Raw genomic sequence first — 14,918 nt, forward strand, 5'->3', positions numbered from 1 at the left:
CCCAGGTGCCCTCGAACTTGGCGCGCACGCCCGCGAAGTCGTGGATCTGGGACGGGTCGCCGGCCGCCGATGGCCGTCACCCCCGCTGGGTGACGGCCACCGAACAGGGCTCACACCGTGGTCTCTAGCACGGCCAGGGCGTGGTGACGTGGCCCGTCGCGGTGTCCACCGCCACCGTCCTGCCCTCGCTGGGAATGCAGAAGTAGTAGGTGGGATGCGGGTTCTGCACGACGGGCTCATTGAGGTACAGGGGCTTGAACGCGCCGGTGTGCCCGGCCTTGACGGCCAGATCGTGGGCCTGGACCTCCGTCATGGTGAACGAGGAGATGGCCTGGATCCCGATCGGGACGCTCCACGGCTGCGTGCTCTGGTACTGACCGGTGGTCGAGTACTTGTACTCGAAGGACGGCTCCGAGCCCTTGGCCCGGAAGCGGATCCACCAGGCCTGGACGTCATTGGGGTTGGTCGTGGGTGCCAGCAGGACGGCGTCCGCGTCGTAGAACTGCGAGCCGGGGTGCTCCTGCTGCGCCTTCACCTTGGCCTCCCGCACGATCTGTGTGAGCGGGAGATGGGGTGCCGCGCTGGCGGTGGACGGGGCGATCGGCAGCAGCGACAGGGCCGTGGCGGTCGCGGCGAGCCCGATCCGTGCCCGAAGGCGGCGGCGTGATGTCCGGCACCCGTTCAGTGCGGGTGTCGCGGGCGTGCGGGCGGTGCGCGTGGTGTTCATGTCCTTCATCTCCTTCGACCCGGACCCTGCGTGGTCACGGTGGAAGTCGACTGCCGGGTTCGGCGTGAGCGGTGGCCGACGGGCGAGAGGTCCTCGGTCGGGCTCCGCGGGGATGCAGCCTCCCCGGGTCCAACGGTAGGAAGGTCTCCGGGCGCCGTCTCCTGGCCGTCATCCTCGCTGAGCCGAACAGGTGAACCTCTCACCCGGAGCGCTGCCCGTCCGGGGTTTCGCCGCGCGGTCCCGGCCGGTGGGCCCGACCCTGTGCCGCTCCTTGATCATCGCTGACTGTCACAAGGTGGTGACACGATCTTCTCGAAGTAGGCGTGGGTCGCCGGGGTGTCGAAGCCGGCGGCTTCGAGCACTGCGGCGATCATCCGCTGGCTCTGCCCCTCCAGGAGGAGCTTGCCCATGTAACGGACCGTGGACCTTTTACGTGTTCGACGTGAACAACTGACCTACGGGCAAGACCGTTTGACCACCCCGAGAGTGGTCGCGACAGCAGCCGAGCTGCCGACAAGGATCTGAAAATCGGCCCCGCGCGTGCGGGGATGGTCCCGCTGGGATCACCGCCGTCGGCCCCGCGCGTGCGAGGCCGACGGCGGCAGAGGCAGAAGGTCGCCCCGCTGGGTGCGGGGCCGGTGCGCGACAGGCCGGGGTGAGTCGAGCGGTGTCGGGGCGGTCCCGGCTGAGGCCAGGCCTGGAGCATCGATGTCACATACTCCAGAGTCATCCTCGCGAGTGGCGGGGCAGAGGTGATGCTACCTCTGCCCGCCGCGTCCGTTCAGGGGCGGGGCCCGCTCTGCCGCACCAGTACCAGCCCGCAGCCGTACGCCCGACCGGAGCCGAGGCCGTCCGTCAGGGTGCGGTGGAAGGCCTCGGGGTCGACCACCACCAGCTGCCCCCGCACCTCGGAGCGGGTGATCTTCAAGCCCGCATGGTGTCGGCTCGTCACCGGCGGCAGCATGCGGATCGCGAGCGAGCGCCGGTCGATCTCCGCCCCGATGAACCGCACGCCGCTGTCCGCCGTCGAGCCCGGCCCCTCGACGGTCGGCTGCGACCGCTTCGTCAGCCAGTCGCGGACCTGGTCCGGCCTGACCGCCGGGACCTTGCGGGAGCGCCCCGTCCCGGGCCGGCCGTCGGGGCGGGCGGTCAGTGCGCTCAGGACCGTACGAAAGGTGAACTCATCGCCCTTGCGAAGGGGTTGGTCGACGCTGATGGTTTCGATCCTGCTGGTGAGCGCCTCCCGGGGGATGAGCGACCAGTCCGGGGTGACCTTGGACTGCACGACCAGGAGCAGGGTGTCGGTCTTGAGGTCGACGTTCCACGTCGACAGGATCCCCATCTGCGCGCGGGGGTCCGACTGGCCGTCCTCCACCCAGCCGCGGAAGCCGCTCATCACCAGGCGGTGCATGTCCTGGGCGTCGAGCAGGCTCCGGGCCGCGACGGGGTGCCGGGCGTCCAGGGCGATGATGCTGTGGCAGGTGATCAGTCGGTTCGTCATGGGATGAGGTCCTCCCAGCGGATGGCGGCGTCCGGGTCGGGCGTGAGGCGGGTGCGGGTCTCCCAGCGGACGGCGTGCATGCGCTGCTCGGGGTCGAAGGTGACGGGCTGGTCGGTGGTCCGGCTCGCGCCCCTGGTCCCCGGCGGGACCTCGCACCAGAACCACGGCGCCTCCGCCGTGGCGTTGGGCAGTGGCGCCGTGGACCGCAGGACCGTCTCCAGCGTGCCCGGGTGCACCCCGCCGGCGATGGTGCCGGACGGCGGGCAGGACTTCCGCCCGAGCCAGAGCAGCCTCTTGGGCTGCTCCAGCGCGCCGGCGATCCGCTCCAGCAGGTCGCGGTCCCGGCTCTCGAAGGCCACGACGAAGGCGGCGTCCGCCAGGTACCAGCGGTAGGTCTGCATCGGGTCGCGGCGGAGGTTCCCGGCGAGGAGGACCCCGGTCCGCTCGTCCGGTGCGATCTCCTTCGGCGCGCCGTACCAGGAGGCGAGTGCGGTGCCGGCGGCCCGGCCGAAGGTCGGACCGCGCTCGCCGTCGAGGCGTGCGGCGGCGGCATCGGCGCGCCGGTGGTCCGTGATCAGGTCGCGCGGCCGGAGCGGCATCGGTCCGCCACCGACGACCTGGTAGTCGTGGGCGGGCGTGCCGGGGCGGTCCGCGCGGACGCCGAACCGCAGCGCGGCCAAGTGGCCGATGTCGTCGGTGCGGTCGAGGCCGAGGGCGGCGGCGACCATCCCGACGCACCCCGACTTGGTGGGGTGCAGCTGGGTGTCACGCCGCTCGAAGTGCGAGCCGCTCCCCCAGGACTGGAGGGGCGCCGCGAGCCGCGCGAGGAGGACGGACTCCGTCACGGTCGGGTCAGCTCCTCGATGGTGTCGACCTCCGCACCGGGCAGGTTGCCGTTCTCCGCTTCTGCGCCGAGCAGCCGCTCGACCGCGAGGTCGTAGGTGAGCAGGCGGGCCGGGCTGATGTCGTCGCGCTTGCGCAGGACGAGGGCGTGCTGGGCGAGGAGGCGGCGGGCGGCCTCCAGGGAGGCCGGACCGTCGGCCTCCTCGAAGACGGCGTTCTCGAAGGCCAGGCCGTAGTTGAACGGGCGCTTGCCGTCGAAGGCCATGACGAGCTTCGGCAGGGAGCCGGTCGAGGCGGTGGTGTTGGCCTTGGCCCTCGGCTGGGAGTTGACGAAGGCGTCGACCACCTCCAGCTCGGCCGCGGCCGCCGCGGCCTCGATCCGCTCGGCCGTCATTCCGGCGGCCTTCAGGTTGGCGCGCAGCTTGTGGCGGTCCAGGACCGCGTGGCGGTAGAAGGTCCCGGAGATCAGCGACTGGTACCCGGTCATGCCCGCGCCGGAGTCCTCGGCGGCGTCCAGGTAGTCCAGGGCGTTGGCGCGGGAACGGTTCCTGCGGTCGAGCTTGGCGTCGTCGGCGGCCGAGTAGAAGTCGTCGATGTGCTCGGCCGGCTGGACGGTGAAGGCGTGGGCGGTCTGGACGGCGCCGTCGACGTCGGGCGAGTCGGCGATCCCGGCGAGGAAACGGCCGTAGAGGGCGATGTCGATCGCGTCACCGGGGGCCAGGGCGGTGAGGACTGCGGACCTCAGGTCCTTCGGCAGGCCGGGCAGCTTCTCGTCCCCGGCCTCGCCACCGCTCTCCTGCGGCTCCTCCGCGGGCACCCGCCCCTCCTTGCGGTCCTTGGCCTGGGCACGGCGCTTGGCCGCGGCCTTCGCCTTCTTCTCCGCCGCGGCGTCCTGCGCCGCCACGTACGCGCTGCTCCACTCCGCGACGGCGGCGCGGTGTTCGAGGAGCTTGTCGGCGAGGACCTTCCCGGCGTTCTCGGGGGCGAACAGCAGCACCTTGGTGAGATCGGCGGTGTTGGGCTTGTCGCCGAACTTCAGCCCGATGCCGCTCAGCACGGCCTTGGCGGTGGCCAGGGCCGTCCCCGGCTCCCAGCCCCCGGCCTCCAGTTCGGCGGCGGTGATCTTCGCCCACTCCCGGGTGCGCAGCCCCATCGTGTGACCGGCCAGGGGCCCGTCGCCGGTGTTGGCGCGGTTGCGGGAGTAGGTGCGCTCCGCGCGTCGACGGGCCTGCGAGGTGATCATCGTCCGGAGGTCGCCGCCGAGGCTGATCGACTTGGGCATGCCGTTCTCGTCGCGCACCGGCAGGACCGCGACCATCGTCTCCAGGAGGTGCAGCGAGAGGTACTGCGCGCCGGTGAAGTCGGTGGCTCCGGCGGTCGACGGCGCGGCCCCCGTGGTCAAGGAGGCGGCTTCGGTGGTCGAGGGCTCTACGGTGCTGGTCACTTGCTGTCTCCGATCGGATCGGCGGCGGGCGCGGTCCCGCGCGGCCGGGGCACACTGGTCGGGGTCTCGGACGTGGAGGCCGGGGCGTAGGTCGGGGTGTAGGTCGGGGTGTAGAAGGAACGGGCCCACCGGTACTGAACCGGCCGCCCCCGACCGGACCATCCGGCGAGGTCCTCGGTGAGGACCGCCCAGGACGGGGGGACGGTGTCGCAGGACCTGGCGCGCTCGACCACGTGCTGGAGGTGGCGCCACGGGACCCTGCGGGAGGCCACGACGCGGTCCAGCAGCCGCACCGCGCCGGGGTTGGCCTGGCCGCGTCCCGCCCCCGTGCCGATGCGGCCGAGGGCGGCCCCGGTGTCGCCCGATCCCGGGGACGGGTCCAGCCGCCCGGCGTGGTAGCGGGCGAAGAGGAAGGCGACGTGTTCGAAGACCGGCCGGGTCTCCTCGGACGGCGCGAAGTTCGCGGCGATGAGGCGGGCCTGCGTCACGGCTTCCGGGCGGCGCAGATCGGCCAACTGCCCGTACTGCCGGGCGCGGACGAGGCCGCAGAGCCAGGCGGTGAGCTGCTTCCCGGGGTCCGGCTCGGGCTCTGCGGGCGCCGGGCGCACCGGTGAGGGCTCGGTCATGGGGTGGTCTCCTTCAGCGGGTTCGGCGCGTCGGGGCGGTCCAGTTCGACCTGGAGCCGCTCCGTGGCCAGCGTGTGCGCCTTCAGCTCCCGGCCGGCCGGACGGAGGCTGTCCAACCTGGCCTTCAGGGCGGCCGTGGCGAGCGTCCTGATCCCGGTCCCGAAGTGGGACAGCGCGTCCGCGACCGGGTGGCCGTCCGCGACGGCGTCGAGCATGGCGTGGAACTCCGCGCCGGCGCCCGCCCACAGCTCGGGCTCGCCGTTGAAGCGGGCCACGTGGGCGGACCGGTCGCCGGCGCCCGAATAGACGTGCTCGCAGGCGGTGGTGGCGGCGGCTCGGAGCGCGCCGGCCGCGTACTCGGCGACGGCCGAGCCCTGCTCGCTCGCCTGCCGGAGGCCGGCCTCGCGCCCGGGGACGAACGGGAAGCGGTCGTCCACCCAGGTGATCGGCTGGCCCTTGTCCGCCAGCAGGCCGACCGCCCACAGCTCCGGGCGGTCGCTGCGCAGCATGGCGAGGCGCCCGTACAGGTCGTTGCCCTTGACGCGTTCGGCGACGGCGGCGTACAGCGCGTGCGACTCGCGCCACAGCTCCCGGGAGGCCTGCGGCTTGAGCGTCACCGGCTTGCCGGCTCGCATGACCATGACCTCGTCCTGGCGGTAGACGTCGGGGAGTTCGGCGAGCGTCTCCCCCGGTCCGACGAGGACCCGATCGACTCCCGGCTCGCCGTCCGCCATCGCCACGGCGCGGAGCGCGACCGAGCGGCCGAGGACGGTGTGGAGGTCGGCGGGGCCCTCGGGCCTGCGGGTCTCGTGGGCACCGGTGCGGCGGAACGGCCGGCGGGAGCGGTCGCCCCAGGTCAGGTTGAGCGCGTCCGGCCTTCCGTCCCAGGGGGCGAGGTTGAGCCGCAGTGTGTCGCCGAGCGTGGGGCCGAGCGCGAGGACCCGGATGCGCGAACCCAGGCGGCAGGTGGACAGATTGGTGAACGGAGCCGGCAGGCCCATCTCCTTGGCCGGGATCCGGGCTCGACGGCCCTGCCCGAAGGCGTGCTGGGTCAGCATCGCGCGCCAGGCGGCGTCGGCCGGGAGCGGTTCGGGGTGGTGCAGGTGGTGGTGGTCGAAGTGCTGGTTGTAGTCGCCGGCCTGCTCGATCACCAGCTGGGCCGGCCCGACGCCGAACGCGTCCAGGTGCTTCAGCAGAGCGGCGTTCTGGCCGAGCGGACGCTCGGCGTCGAACAGGTCCCACACGCCCTCGTGGCGGACGAGCCAGTCCGCGGCCTCGGTGAGCGGTTCGCGCCTCTCCACCCAGGCCAGCCACTCGCCGTACGTCTCCGGGCAGCACTCGGCGGCGTACAGCACACCGAGCAGCCAATCGAGCACCGCGACGGTCTCCCCCGGGGTCCGTCCGTACACGGCGGCGATCCGGTCGGCGTACCGCAGTGCCTGGACGACGGAGACCTTCGCAAGGCCGGCCCGGCTCGGTTCGTCCCCGTTCTCCGGGCTGGACCGCAGCGGTTCACCCTCGTCCGCGGGACCGGGCCGAACCGGGACTCCGTCGATTGTCAGTACCGGGATACATGCTTGGTGGCGTGGATCCCATCGCATGTCCGCTCCTCCCCTCCGCGAGGTCGCGCCGTCTCGGCGAACCGGCGCGCGCGAGACGTCACTTCCTTCACAGACTCCGTTGGGTTCGTCCTCGCGGCACGACAGTAGCAGCTCCCGGATGTGGGTCTTGACACTTCGACAGTTACTCAATGTTCCGACGCACCACACCATTTGGGGAAAGACCGACCAGCGGCGCCGATCCCGAGGAACCGGCGGTCCGGCATGGAACCCGCTCACGGCGCACGTCCTCGACACGGCCGCGTGCACCGGGCAGCTGTGGGACCGGTACCTCACGCCCGGGATGCGGCTGCGGCTCGCGGAGGCGTTCGGGGCCGGCGACGAGGAGACCGCGCGCAGGACCGTGATGCTGCTGGCCGGCCTGCACGACCTGGGCAAGGGGTCCGGCTGCTTCCTCCGTTCCTTCGGAACGGGCCGCGACGACGACGTGTTGCTCAGGGGCCGCGAGTTGGAAGCCTGGCGGGAGCAGGCGTCCGCCGCAGGTCTCCCCGGTGACGCTCACCCCGACGGGCAGGCCGACGCCCGGCACGAGCACATCACGGCGGCGCACCTGCCCCGGATCCTCGGCTGCGGCTGCAGGCCGCGCTGCGGAGGAGCCGGGGACGAGTTCCCCGGCCTGCACACCGTCGCCTTGCTGCTGGGCGGCCACCACGGCCACATCCCCGACCTCGACACGGTCGAGCGGGCCTCCGGCGCCGCCCCGATGGAGGCGTGGGAGCCCGTCTACCGCAGCCTCGTCACGGAGGCGGCCGAGCTCATCGGCGTCTCCCTCCCGGCCCTGCCGGCCCTCGTCAGGCCCGAGCGCCCCGCCGTGCTGGCGATGTTCACCGGTCTCGTGATCCTGGCCGACTGGATCGCCTCCAGCGACGACCACTTCACCTACCGCCGGCTCGGCACCCCGGCGGCCGACTGGTGGACCGCGTCCCAGCACCAGGCCCGGGACGCGATCTCCGACCTCGCACTCGACCGGTGGCGTCCGGAACCCCGGACCTGGCCCGAACTGTTCCCCGGCACCACGCCCCGCCCGTTCCAGAGCGCCGCACTCGCCGCCCTCCCCGAGGACGGACCGGCCCTGGTCGTCATCGAGTCCGGCACCGGGTCCGGCAAGACCCGCCTGGCGTTCGCCATCGCCCACCACCTCGCCAGGACCTGCGGCCACCAGGGCCTGTTCATGGCCATGCCGACCCGGGCCGCCACCAACCAGGCGGCGGGCGAGCTGGAGAAGTTCGTCCGGCGCTCGACGGGCGGCGCCACGACCAACAACCTCGCCGTCGTCCACGCCGCCGCCGAAGCCACCGACCTGGTCCACCGGTTGATCGACGCCTCCGCCACCCGGCAGCAGAACGCCCTGCGCTCCCTGCCCGACTCCGTGGCCGTGGCCGCGCACGACAGCGGCGAGGCCGGCGACGGCAAGCCCGACGAAGTCGTCCTCAACCCCTGGTACCTGCGAAGCTGCCTCGGCCTGGTCTCGACGTTCGGGATCGGCACCGTGGACCAGGTCGTCCTGATCCCGCAGCGGAACCGCCACTGGATGCTGCGCTTCCTCGGACTCGCGGGGAAGACGGTCGTCATCGACGAGGCCCACGCCTACCAGCTCTTCCAACAGGGAATGCTCGGCGCGGCGGTCGAATGGCTCGCGGATGCCGGGGCGTCCGTGGTCGTCCTCTCCGCGACGCTCCCCGCGCCGGTGCGTGAGGCGCTCGTCCGAGCCTGGTGCACGGGGCACCGGGCCGTCGCCCGGGACACCGGGGGGACCGGTCCCGTCACCGTCGTCGACCAGGGCGGCACCGTCCGCCGTGCCGGGGACGAGGACGGTGTGGCACCTGTCCAGCCCCGTCGGGTCGGCACCGAGGTGCGCCTCCAGCCGCTGCCCGGGCCGACGGGCCTCGCCACCCAGCTGCTGCGCGAGGCTGCGGACGGAGGCATCACCGCGGTGGTCCGCAACCGGGTCGCGTCCGCGGTCGAACTGCACCGCACCGCGCGGGATCTGGGGCTGCGGAACGGGTGGCGGAAGGACGAGATCATCCTGCTGCACGGTCGGCTCATGGGCCGCGACCGCCTCCCGCTCGAAACCCGGGTGGTCGACGCCCTCGGCCCCGGCCCGGACACCGGCGGGCCCAACCCCGGACGCCCCCGCCGACTCCTCGTCATCGCCACCCAGGTCATCGAACAGTCCCTCGACGTCGACTTCGACCGGCTCTACACCGACCTCGCCCCGATCGACCTGCTCATCCAGCGCTACGGGCGCCTCCACCGGCACCACCACAACGCCCGGCCCCCGTGGTTCCGCGAGCCCGCGCTCACCGTGCTGTGGCAGCCCGACGGCGCCGAACTGCCCGTCGTCGAGCCCCCGGACCGGAGCAACGGGAGGCCGCACGGAAACCCCGACGGAGGTGTCTACGCGCCGTACACGCTCGCCGCCAGCTGGCACGCCCTCGACCGACGGGCGGGAGAGGCCGGCCGGTTCGTCCTGGACGCCCGCGAGCACGGCGCCCTCATCCGGGAGGTCTACGGCCCCTCCTCCCCACAACCCGGCGCGCTCGGGCAGCTCCTCGGCCGAACCGAAGAGGACTGGCACGCCGCGATCACCAATGAGAACGGCGAGGTGACCGCCCGCCAGGTCCGCCCCTACGGCCGGCGGGGCCGGACCCCGACCACCGCCTACGACCTCGCGTCGGGCAAAGCACACGGCGGCGGCCGGGACATCGGCGCCCCGGGCATCGCCGCGCTCTCCCGCGTCGGCACCCCCTCGATCGAATGCCTCGCCCTCTACCAGCAGTCCAACGGGGCGCTCACCTACGACCGCGCCGGCCTGCTGATCGCAGACACCCTCTACCACCCGGCGGACAGCCGCGATCGCCGCAGCCAGCAGAAGGACTACCTCCTCAACACCCTGTCCATCCCGGTGACCTGGGTGTCGGACCGCAACGGGATCCCGCGCCCCAGTACCTGGCCCACACTCCACCGCCCCGCCCTGCGCTACCGCCGTACGGCCCTCCTCGACCCCACGACCGGCAGGTGCACCAGCGGGCCCCTCGGCATCACCTACACCCCGGAGGAAGGCCTCAGCCGATAGTCCCGGACGCTCGGGTAGGGACGCCGCCACGCACGGCGGGGCGGCGTCGGCCCTGCGCACATGGAGCTGCCGATCGGAACTGACGTGATTGGTCTACGCTGAGTCGAAGCGCCCCAGGTCAGGAAGCGTCAGCCCCGCACCCGCGGGGATTGCTCCCCCCGGCTCCACGGACCGAACGCCTCTAACCCGTCAGCCCCGCGCCCGCGGGGATTGCTCCCCCGCCGATCTCCGCCAAGAGTCGGTAGGCGGGTCAGCCCCGCGCCCGCGGGGATTGCTCCCCGGTGCGGTCCCTCTCCACCCACCTGATCGCGTCAGCCCCGCCCATGCGGGGATGGCCCCGTGTGGTCGTCCACCTGCAGCTCGCGCGGTGCGCAGGCCCCGTGTGTGCGGGGATGGCCCGACCGGTGTGACGGGGGGCGAGGCATGCGGCTGTTCTTCGGTGTGTAAGTGTCGGGGCGGGGCGGCGGGATTCATGCTTCGGGGGGTGTGCGGGAGCGTCGTGGTACGTGGTCGTGCGGGGGCAAACGATTGGCCGGTTTGATTCGGGGTTCGGGGCGGCGTAGTTCGTTCACCCGGCGAGTCGGAACGGGCGGGGGTCGGGGCCGTACCTGCTGTTCATTGCTTGTTTATTGCCAGAAGCCAGAGTCATTACTGATCTTCCTGACTCGGGCGGCCGGACGGTGCCCGGCAGGCAACTCTGGAGAACGCACATCATGCCGCGCAAGCCACTGGGGACCCTGGTCGCCGCCGCTGGGGTGACCGTCGGGCTCACGCTCGTCACACCGGCCATCAGCTCCACCGCCATTGCCGCGGGGTGGGATGTGTCGGCGCAATCAGCACGCCGATCGTGCGTACACCGACCCGGGTGCTTCGTGAAGTCGCTGATCGGCGAGGCCGGAAAGAGCGTCGAAGTTCGGAGAATCCAGGCCGAGTTGCATGTGGGCCTGTCCAGGATCCCGCGACAGCTCGCCATCGGCGAGTACGCCATCAGCATCTTCCGGTGAGACCAGGGTTTCCAGGTCGGGCGCGACGCGGGCGGAGGCGATCGCCGAGCCGTCGCGTCACGGTCGAGGCCGGACATCGACGCGGGCCAAACAGAACCGGAGACTCCACTTCCCGCCGTCCGCCTGACCGGCATTCTCCGAACGGCGACGACGGTCCCGTACGTCAACACATATAAGGCGACCGGCCCTCAGCCCGGTCGTACCACCGGTCGACCGGGTTGCCTACCCCACAGGCCTGGCCCGACCGACCGCGCCAGTGCGTTCGCATCCTGTTACCCCCACGAAGAAGGAGGGTTTCCACATGACCGAGATTTCCACGCTTGCCGTCGTACGCTGCCTCGGCGGCTTTTCACTGGACTTGGGCGGACTCCCGGTCAGACGCTGGCGGGCCGGCAAAGCGCGCACCCTGTTCCTCTACCTGCTCGTCAACCGGGGCCGCACGGTCGACCGCGACGAACTGCACGCCGCGCTGTGGCCGGACCGCACCCGGTCGGCGGGCTCCAGTTCCCTCAAGGTCGCCAAGCACGCGGTGCACCAGATACTCAGCGGGCAGCAGGCCTCGGAGGAACAGCCGGCCGCGGAGATCGTCTGCAGCGAGTACGGGTACTCGCTCAAACTCCACGACGCCTGGCTGGACTTCGAGGAGTTGGAGCGGCTGTGCAACGAAGGGCACCGGGCGGCGGCCCGGAGTGATTCGCGCGCGGCGGCCGAGTACTACCGCAGCGCGCTGGACCTCCACACGGGGGACTTCCTGCCCGGTGAGACCGCCGACTGGGCCAGGGAGCAGCGGGACTGGGTACGGTCCCTCGCGGTGGGAGCGGCGGACTTCCTCCTCCAGGAGGCACTGGACCGGGGTGAGCTGACGAAGGTCATCGACATGTGCCGCCGCACGCTGGACATCGACCCGTACCAGGAGGACGTCTACCGGACCCTGATCCAGGTACACGGCGACCTGGGCCAGTTAGCGCAGGCCAGGTCCTGGTACAAGCTGTGCCGGGCCCGGATGTCGGACGGTCTGGACATCGATGTCAGCCCGGACACCCAGCGGCTGCTGGACCGGGTCCTGCGCACCCAGGACGCGCCCGCCCGGACGGCGGACCAGACCTCCGGCCCACGCGTAACCAATGCATAACCCACGCATAACCAGCCCATAACCAGCACATAACCGCCCTGTCTAGACTCCGAAAACCGCGACCGGTCAAGGAGATTGGTGTAACCGTGCTGGAGACGAACCAGGGTTCCGTTCTTTCGGTGGAGAATCCCGGTGTTGGTGCCCCAGCCGATGCCGGGCCCCTGATCGTCGGCATCGGGGGCACCGTCCGCTCCGGTTCCTCGACGGAACGGGCGGTTCGGGCGGTCCTCGCGGCCTCCGCGGCGGCGGGGGCCCGGACCCTGCTGCTGGGCGCCGAGGAACTTCAACTGCCGCTCTACGCACCGGGGGAGGCACTGCGCACCCCGGCGGCCCGGCGGCTGGTCGAGGCCGTTTCCCTCGCCGACGGCCTGGTGATCGGCACGCCCGCGTACCACGGGGGCGTTTCCGGTCTGGTGAAGAACGCCCTCGACTACCTGGAGGACCTGCGTGAGGACGCGCGCCCGTATCTGCACGGCCGCGCCGTCGGCTGTGTCGTCACTGCGCGCGGGGCGCAGGCCGCTTCGACGCTGGCGGGGCTGCGCTCCGTCGTGCACGCCCTGAGGGGCTGGCCCACTCCCCTGGGCGTGGCCATCAACACGGAGAGCGTCACCCTGGCGTCCGACGAAAGCGTCGGCGACAGCACCGGCAGCGGCACCGGCAGCGGCACCGGCGACCCGCATCTGACCGCGCAACTGGCCACCGTCGGACGGCAAGTGGTCGAGTTCGCCCGGATGCGCACGCCGGTCGGCTGAGCGTCCGGGGCCTGCCGCCGACCGCGGCCGCCCGCCGTACGTCCCCCGTACGTCCCCCGTCACGATTCCCGCCCACCCCTTTGGTTCCGGCTGCCCTGACACCGGATCCTTCGCATCCGCATTCCCACGTCCGACCGTGATTCCGAATGGAGCGCGCCATGGAAGACACCGCGAAGTCCACCGCGAAGTCCACAGAGCCCGAGGAGACCACCGAGGGGACGGAAGCCCCCCGAGCGGAGACCGCCCAAGCGGAGACCCCCCAGGCGGAGACCGCCGAGGACACCGAACTGGACGCGCTGGACGAGCTGGACGACGTCGACTTCGACCTCGACGAGGTCGAGAACAAGATCGCGCCGCTCGCCCTCGCCACCACCGAGCCCTCGCGATGGTGACGCGGGCGGCCGAGGTGAGCCGCGCATCCACCGACTCCGTCCTGGTCGACGTGAACACCGGCCCGGCCGCCTCGTACACGGGGCTGCGGGCGGGCATCGACGCCCTGCGCGCCGAGGGCGCCGACTTCACCGGCCTCGCGGCCGGGCACCCGTCCGAGTGGGCGGAGCTCTTCCCCGCCGAGACCGCGCCCGGCACCGCGCCGCTGGAGGAGATCGCGCTCGCGCCGTCCGAGCGGCGGCTGCACCGGGAGAGCGAGCAGGTCTACCGCGTGCTGACGGTGGCCGCGACCGCCCTGTGCACGGGCACCGCGCAGTTGGGCAGGCCCCTGCTGCTCAGCGGGATGGGCGGCACCGACCTGTCCTCGCTGCGCGGTTTCATGCGGGCCTTCGAGCACGCGCAGCTCGTCGAGGGCGCCGAACTGCGACTGGAGGCGCCGACGTCCGTGCGCGAGCCGGTCGGCCGGTACGCCGACTACCGCGCGGAGCGGGTGCGCTGCCTGCGCCGCATGGGGCTGCCGGTCACCGAGGGCGACCTGGTCGTGGACCTGGGTACGGCTCCCGACGCCGGGTTCGCGCCGGTGTCCGAGGAGGGCGAACTCTTCCTGCGGGCAAGGGACTCCGAGGGCTCCGCCGTGGACCGGGTGGCCGCCGCACTGGCCTACTGCCGCCGGGCGTTCTTCTCCACGAACTGGGAGGGCATGGCGGTCGTCGCCGACGAGGCGATCGGGCTGCTCGCCGGCATCCCCGAGTCGGACGTACCCGGGCTGCTCGCCGAGGCGGAGCGCGAGGGGGAGCTCGTCCACGCCATCGAGTTCGAGACGGCGATCCTGCGCGGCACCGCCGACGTACGCGGTTTCCTGCTCAAGGTGCTCGGCATCCAGGCGGGCTTCCGCGGGGACCAGGACACGGCCCTCGCCTGCTTCCGGGCCATCCGGGAGGACGCCGCCGGCCTGTCCCCGGAGCTGCGTGCCCAGTCGCACCTGTACTCCGCGCTCACCCTGTCCAAGCGCAAGAACCGGCTGGCGGAGGCCGTCGCCGAGGTGGAGCAGGGCTTCGAGGTCGTCGCGGAACGTCCGGGCGAGGCCGAGAGCGTACGCCGCGAGCGCGGCTGGCTGCACAACCTGCGCGGGCTGACCCTGTTCGCGGAGCGGCGTCTCGGGGCGGCCTTCGAGCACGAGAAGCAGGCGCTGGCCTGCATGTCGGGCCTGACCGACGCCAGTGCCGCGCATCTGCGGATCAACCTGTACTCGAACATCAGCGTGCTCCAGGAGAAGGCGGGCAAGCACGCCTCGGCCCTGGCGACCTGGGAGAAGTTCAAGCAGGCCGCCGGCTCGTCCAACGCGGGCTTCCGCAAGCACCACGCGTACCGCAGCGCCGGACTGCGGCTGCTCGTCGGCGAGCGGGACGCCGCCCTGGCGGACCTGGACACCACGCTGGTGAACGCGGCCGAGCTGGGTGACCGCTTCCACGAGACCGAGGTGCGTCTCGAACTGGGCATGCTGCACGCCTCCGGCGGTGACGCGAGGGCGGGCGCCGAGCAGTACGAGCGCGCCGAGTCCGCGGCGCGACTGCTGGGCGACCCGTACCGCATCGCGCTGGCCCAGGCGGGTCGGGTGATGACGACCGGCTCCGTGGCCGCGGCCGGGTCGGTGGCGGCCATGGCGCCGCTGAGCCTCACCCGTCCCGGGGCGGCGGACGCCCTCGCCAAGGCCGTCGCCGACGGCGGTGACCTGCAAGGGCTGCTGCCCAAGCCGCGGACCAAGCTCAACCGCCCGTTCGACCTGATCAACTTTCAGGACTGA

13 protein-coding genes and 1 CRISPR repeat array are annotated in these 14,918 nt (G+C 72.2%); of the genes, 6 read left to right on the forward strand and 7 right to left on the reverse strand.

Features of this window, described 5'->3' with window-relative positions; all coding sequences use genetic code 11:
• Nucleotides 1-124: 124 nt before the first annotated feature.
• The 7 genes from ACFVTF_RS10425 to ACFVTF_RS10455 form a co-directional block, all read right to left on the reverse strand.
• Complete coding sequence (locus ACFVTF_RS10425; protein WP_387811719.1) at nucleotides 125-727, reverse strand: hypothetical protein; 603 nt, start codon at nucleotides 725-727, stop codon at nucleotides 125-127.
• Nucleotides 728-1,002: 275 nt separating this feature from the next.
• Nucleotides 1,003-1,137: a hypothetical protein gene (locus tag ACFVTF_RS10430; RefSeq protein WP_387811721.1), complete on the reverse strand. Its 135-nt coding sequence runs from the start codon at nucleotides 1,135-1,137 to the stop codon at nucleotides 1,003-1,005.
• Between the two features lie 371 nt (nucleotides 1,138-1,508).
• A complete protein-coding gene (locus ACFVTF_RS10435; protein WP_387811724.1) occupies nucleotides 1,509-2,228 on the reverse strand; it encodes a type I-E CRISPR-associated protein Cas6/Cse3/CasE in 720 nt (239 codons plus the stop codon).
• Nucleotides 2,225-3,073, reverse strand: coding sequence for a type I-E CRISPR-associated protein Cas5/CasD (gene cas5e / locus ACFVTF_RS10440; protein ID WP_387811727.1), 849 nt, complete (start codon nucleotides 3,071-3,073; stop codon nucleotides 2,225-2,227). Before cas5e ends, ACFVTF_RS10435 begins: the two co-directional genes overlap by 4 nt.
• Complete coding sequence (locus ACFVTF_RS10445) at nucleotides 3,070-4,515, reverse strand: type I-E CRISPR-associated protein Cas7/Cse4/CasC (RefSeq protein ID WP_387811729.1); 1,446 nt, start codon at nucleotides 4,513-4,515, stop codon at nucleotides 3,070-3,072. Before ACFVTF_RS10445 ends, cas5e begins: the two co-directional genes overlap by 4 nt.
• Nucleotides 4,512-5,141 (reverse strand): type I-E CRISPR-associated protein Cse2/CasB, encoded by a 630-nt coding sequence (gene casB / locus ACFVTF_RS10450; RefSeq protein ID WP_387811731.1) that lies wholly within the window; start codon nucleotides 5,139-5,141, stop codon nucleotides 4,512-4,514. The genes ACFVTF_RS10445 and casB overlap by 4 nt, the downstream gene beginning before the upstream one ends.
• Nucleotides 5,138-6,742: a type I-E CRISPR-associated protein Cse1/CasA gene (locus ACFVTF_RS10455; protein ID WP_387811734.1), complete on the reverse strand. Its 1,605-nt coding sequence runs from the start codon at nucleotides 6,740-6,742 to the stop codon at nucleotides 5,138-5,140. The genes casB and ACFVTF_RS10455 overlap by 4 nt, the downstream gene beginning before the upstream one ends.
• Before the next feature lie 118 nt (nucleotides 6,743-6,860).
• Here ACFVTF_RS10455 and cas3 point away from each other — a divergent pair, with 118 nt between their 5' ends.
• The 6 genes from cas3 (at nucleotide 6,861) to ACFVTF_RS10485 (ending at nucleotide 14,918) form a co-directional block, all read left to right on the forward strand.
• Entirely contained in the window at nucleotides 6,861-9,836 is a 2,976-nt protein-coding gene (cas3, locus tag ACFVTF_RS10460; RefSeq protein WP_387811737.1) for a CRISPR-associated helicase Cas3', read from the forward strand.
• 126 nt (nucleotides 9,837-9,962) lie between these two features.
• Nucleotides 9,963-10,117: direct repeats of the CRISPR family, unit length 19 nt; unit sequence CCCGCGGGGATTGCTCCCC.
• Nucleotides 10,118-10,549: 432 nt separating this feature from the next.
• A complete protein-coding gene (locus tag ACFVTF_RS10465) occupies nucleotides 10,550-10,840 on the forward strand; it encodes a hypothetical protein (RefSeq protein WP_387811740.1) in 291 nt (96 codons plus the stop codon).
• Between the two features lie 301 nt (nucleotides 10,841-11,141).
• On the forward strand, nucleotides 11,142-11,972 hold the full coding sequence (locus ACFVTF_RS10470; protein WP_371515846.1) for a BTAD domain-containing putative transcriptional regulator: 831 nt from the start codon (nucleotides 11,142-11,144) through the stop codon (nucleotides 11,970-11,972).
• Nucleotides 11,973-12,058: 86 nt separating this feature from the next.
• Nucleotides 12,059-12,724, forward strand: a complete 666-nt coding sequence (locus ACFVTF_RS10475) for an NADPH-dependent FMN reductase (protein WP_387811744.1) — start codon at nucleotides 12,059-12,061, stop codon at nucleotides 12,722-12,724.
• Nucleotides 12,725-12,882: 158 nt separating this feature from the next.
• The gene (locus ACFVTF_RS10480) at nucleotides 12,883-13,116 is read left to right on the forward strand and encodes an ammosamide/lymphostin RiPP family protein (RefSeq protein WP_387811747.1); all 234 of its coding nucleotides are present in this window, start codon (nucleotides 12,883-12,885) and stop codon (nucleotides 13,114-13,116) included.
• A gap of 14 nt (nucleotides 13,117-13,130) precedes the next feature.
• Complete coding sequence (locus ACFVTF_RS10485; protein ID WP_387811750.1) at nucleotides 13,131-14,918, forward strand: hypothetical protein; 1,788 nt, start codon at nucleotides 13,131-13,133, stop codon at nucleotides 14,916-14,918.

Source organism: Kitasatospora sp. NPDC057940 (genome assembly GCF_042887425.1).
In the GTDB taxonomy this organism is placed as follows: domain Bacteria; phylum Actinomycetota; class Actinomycetes; order Streptomycetales; family Streptomycetaceae; genus Kitasatospora.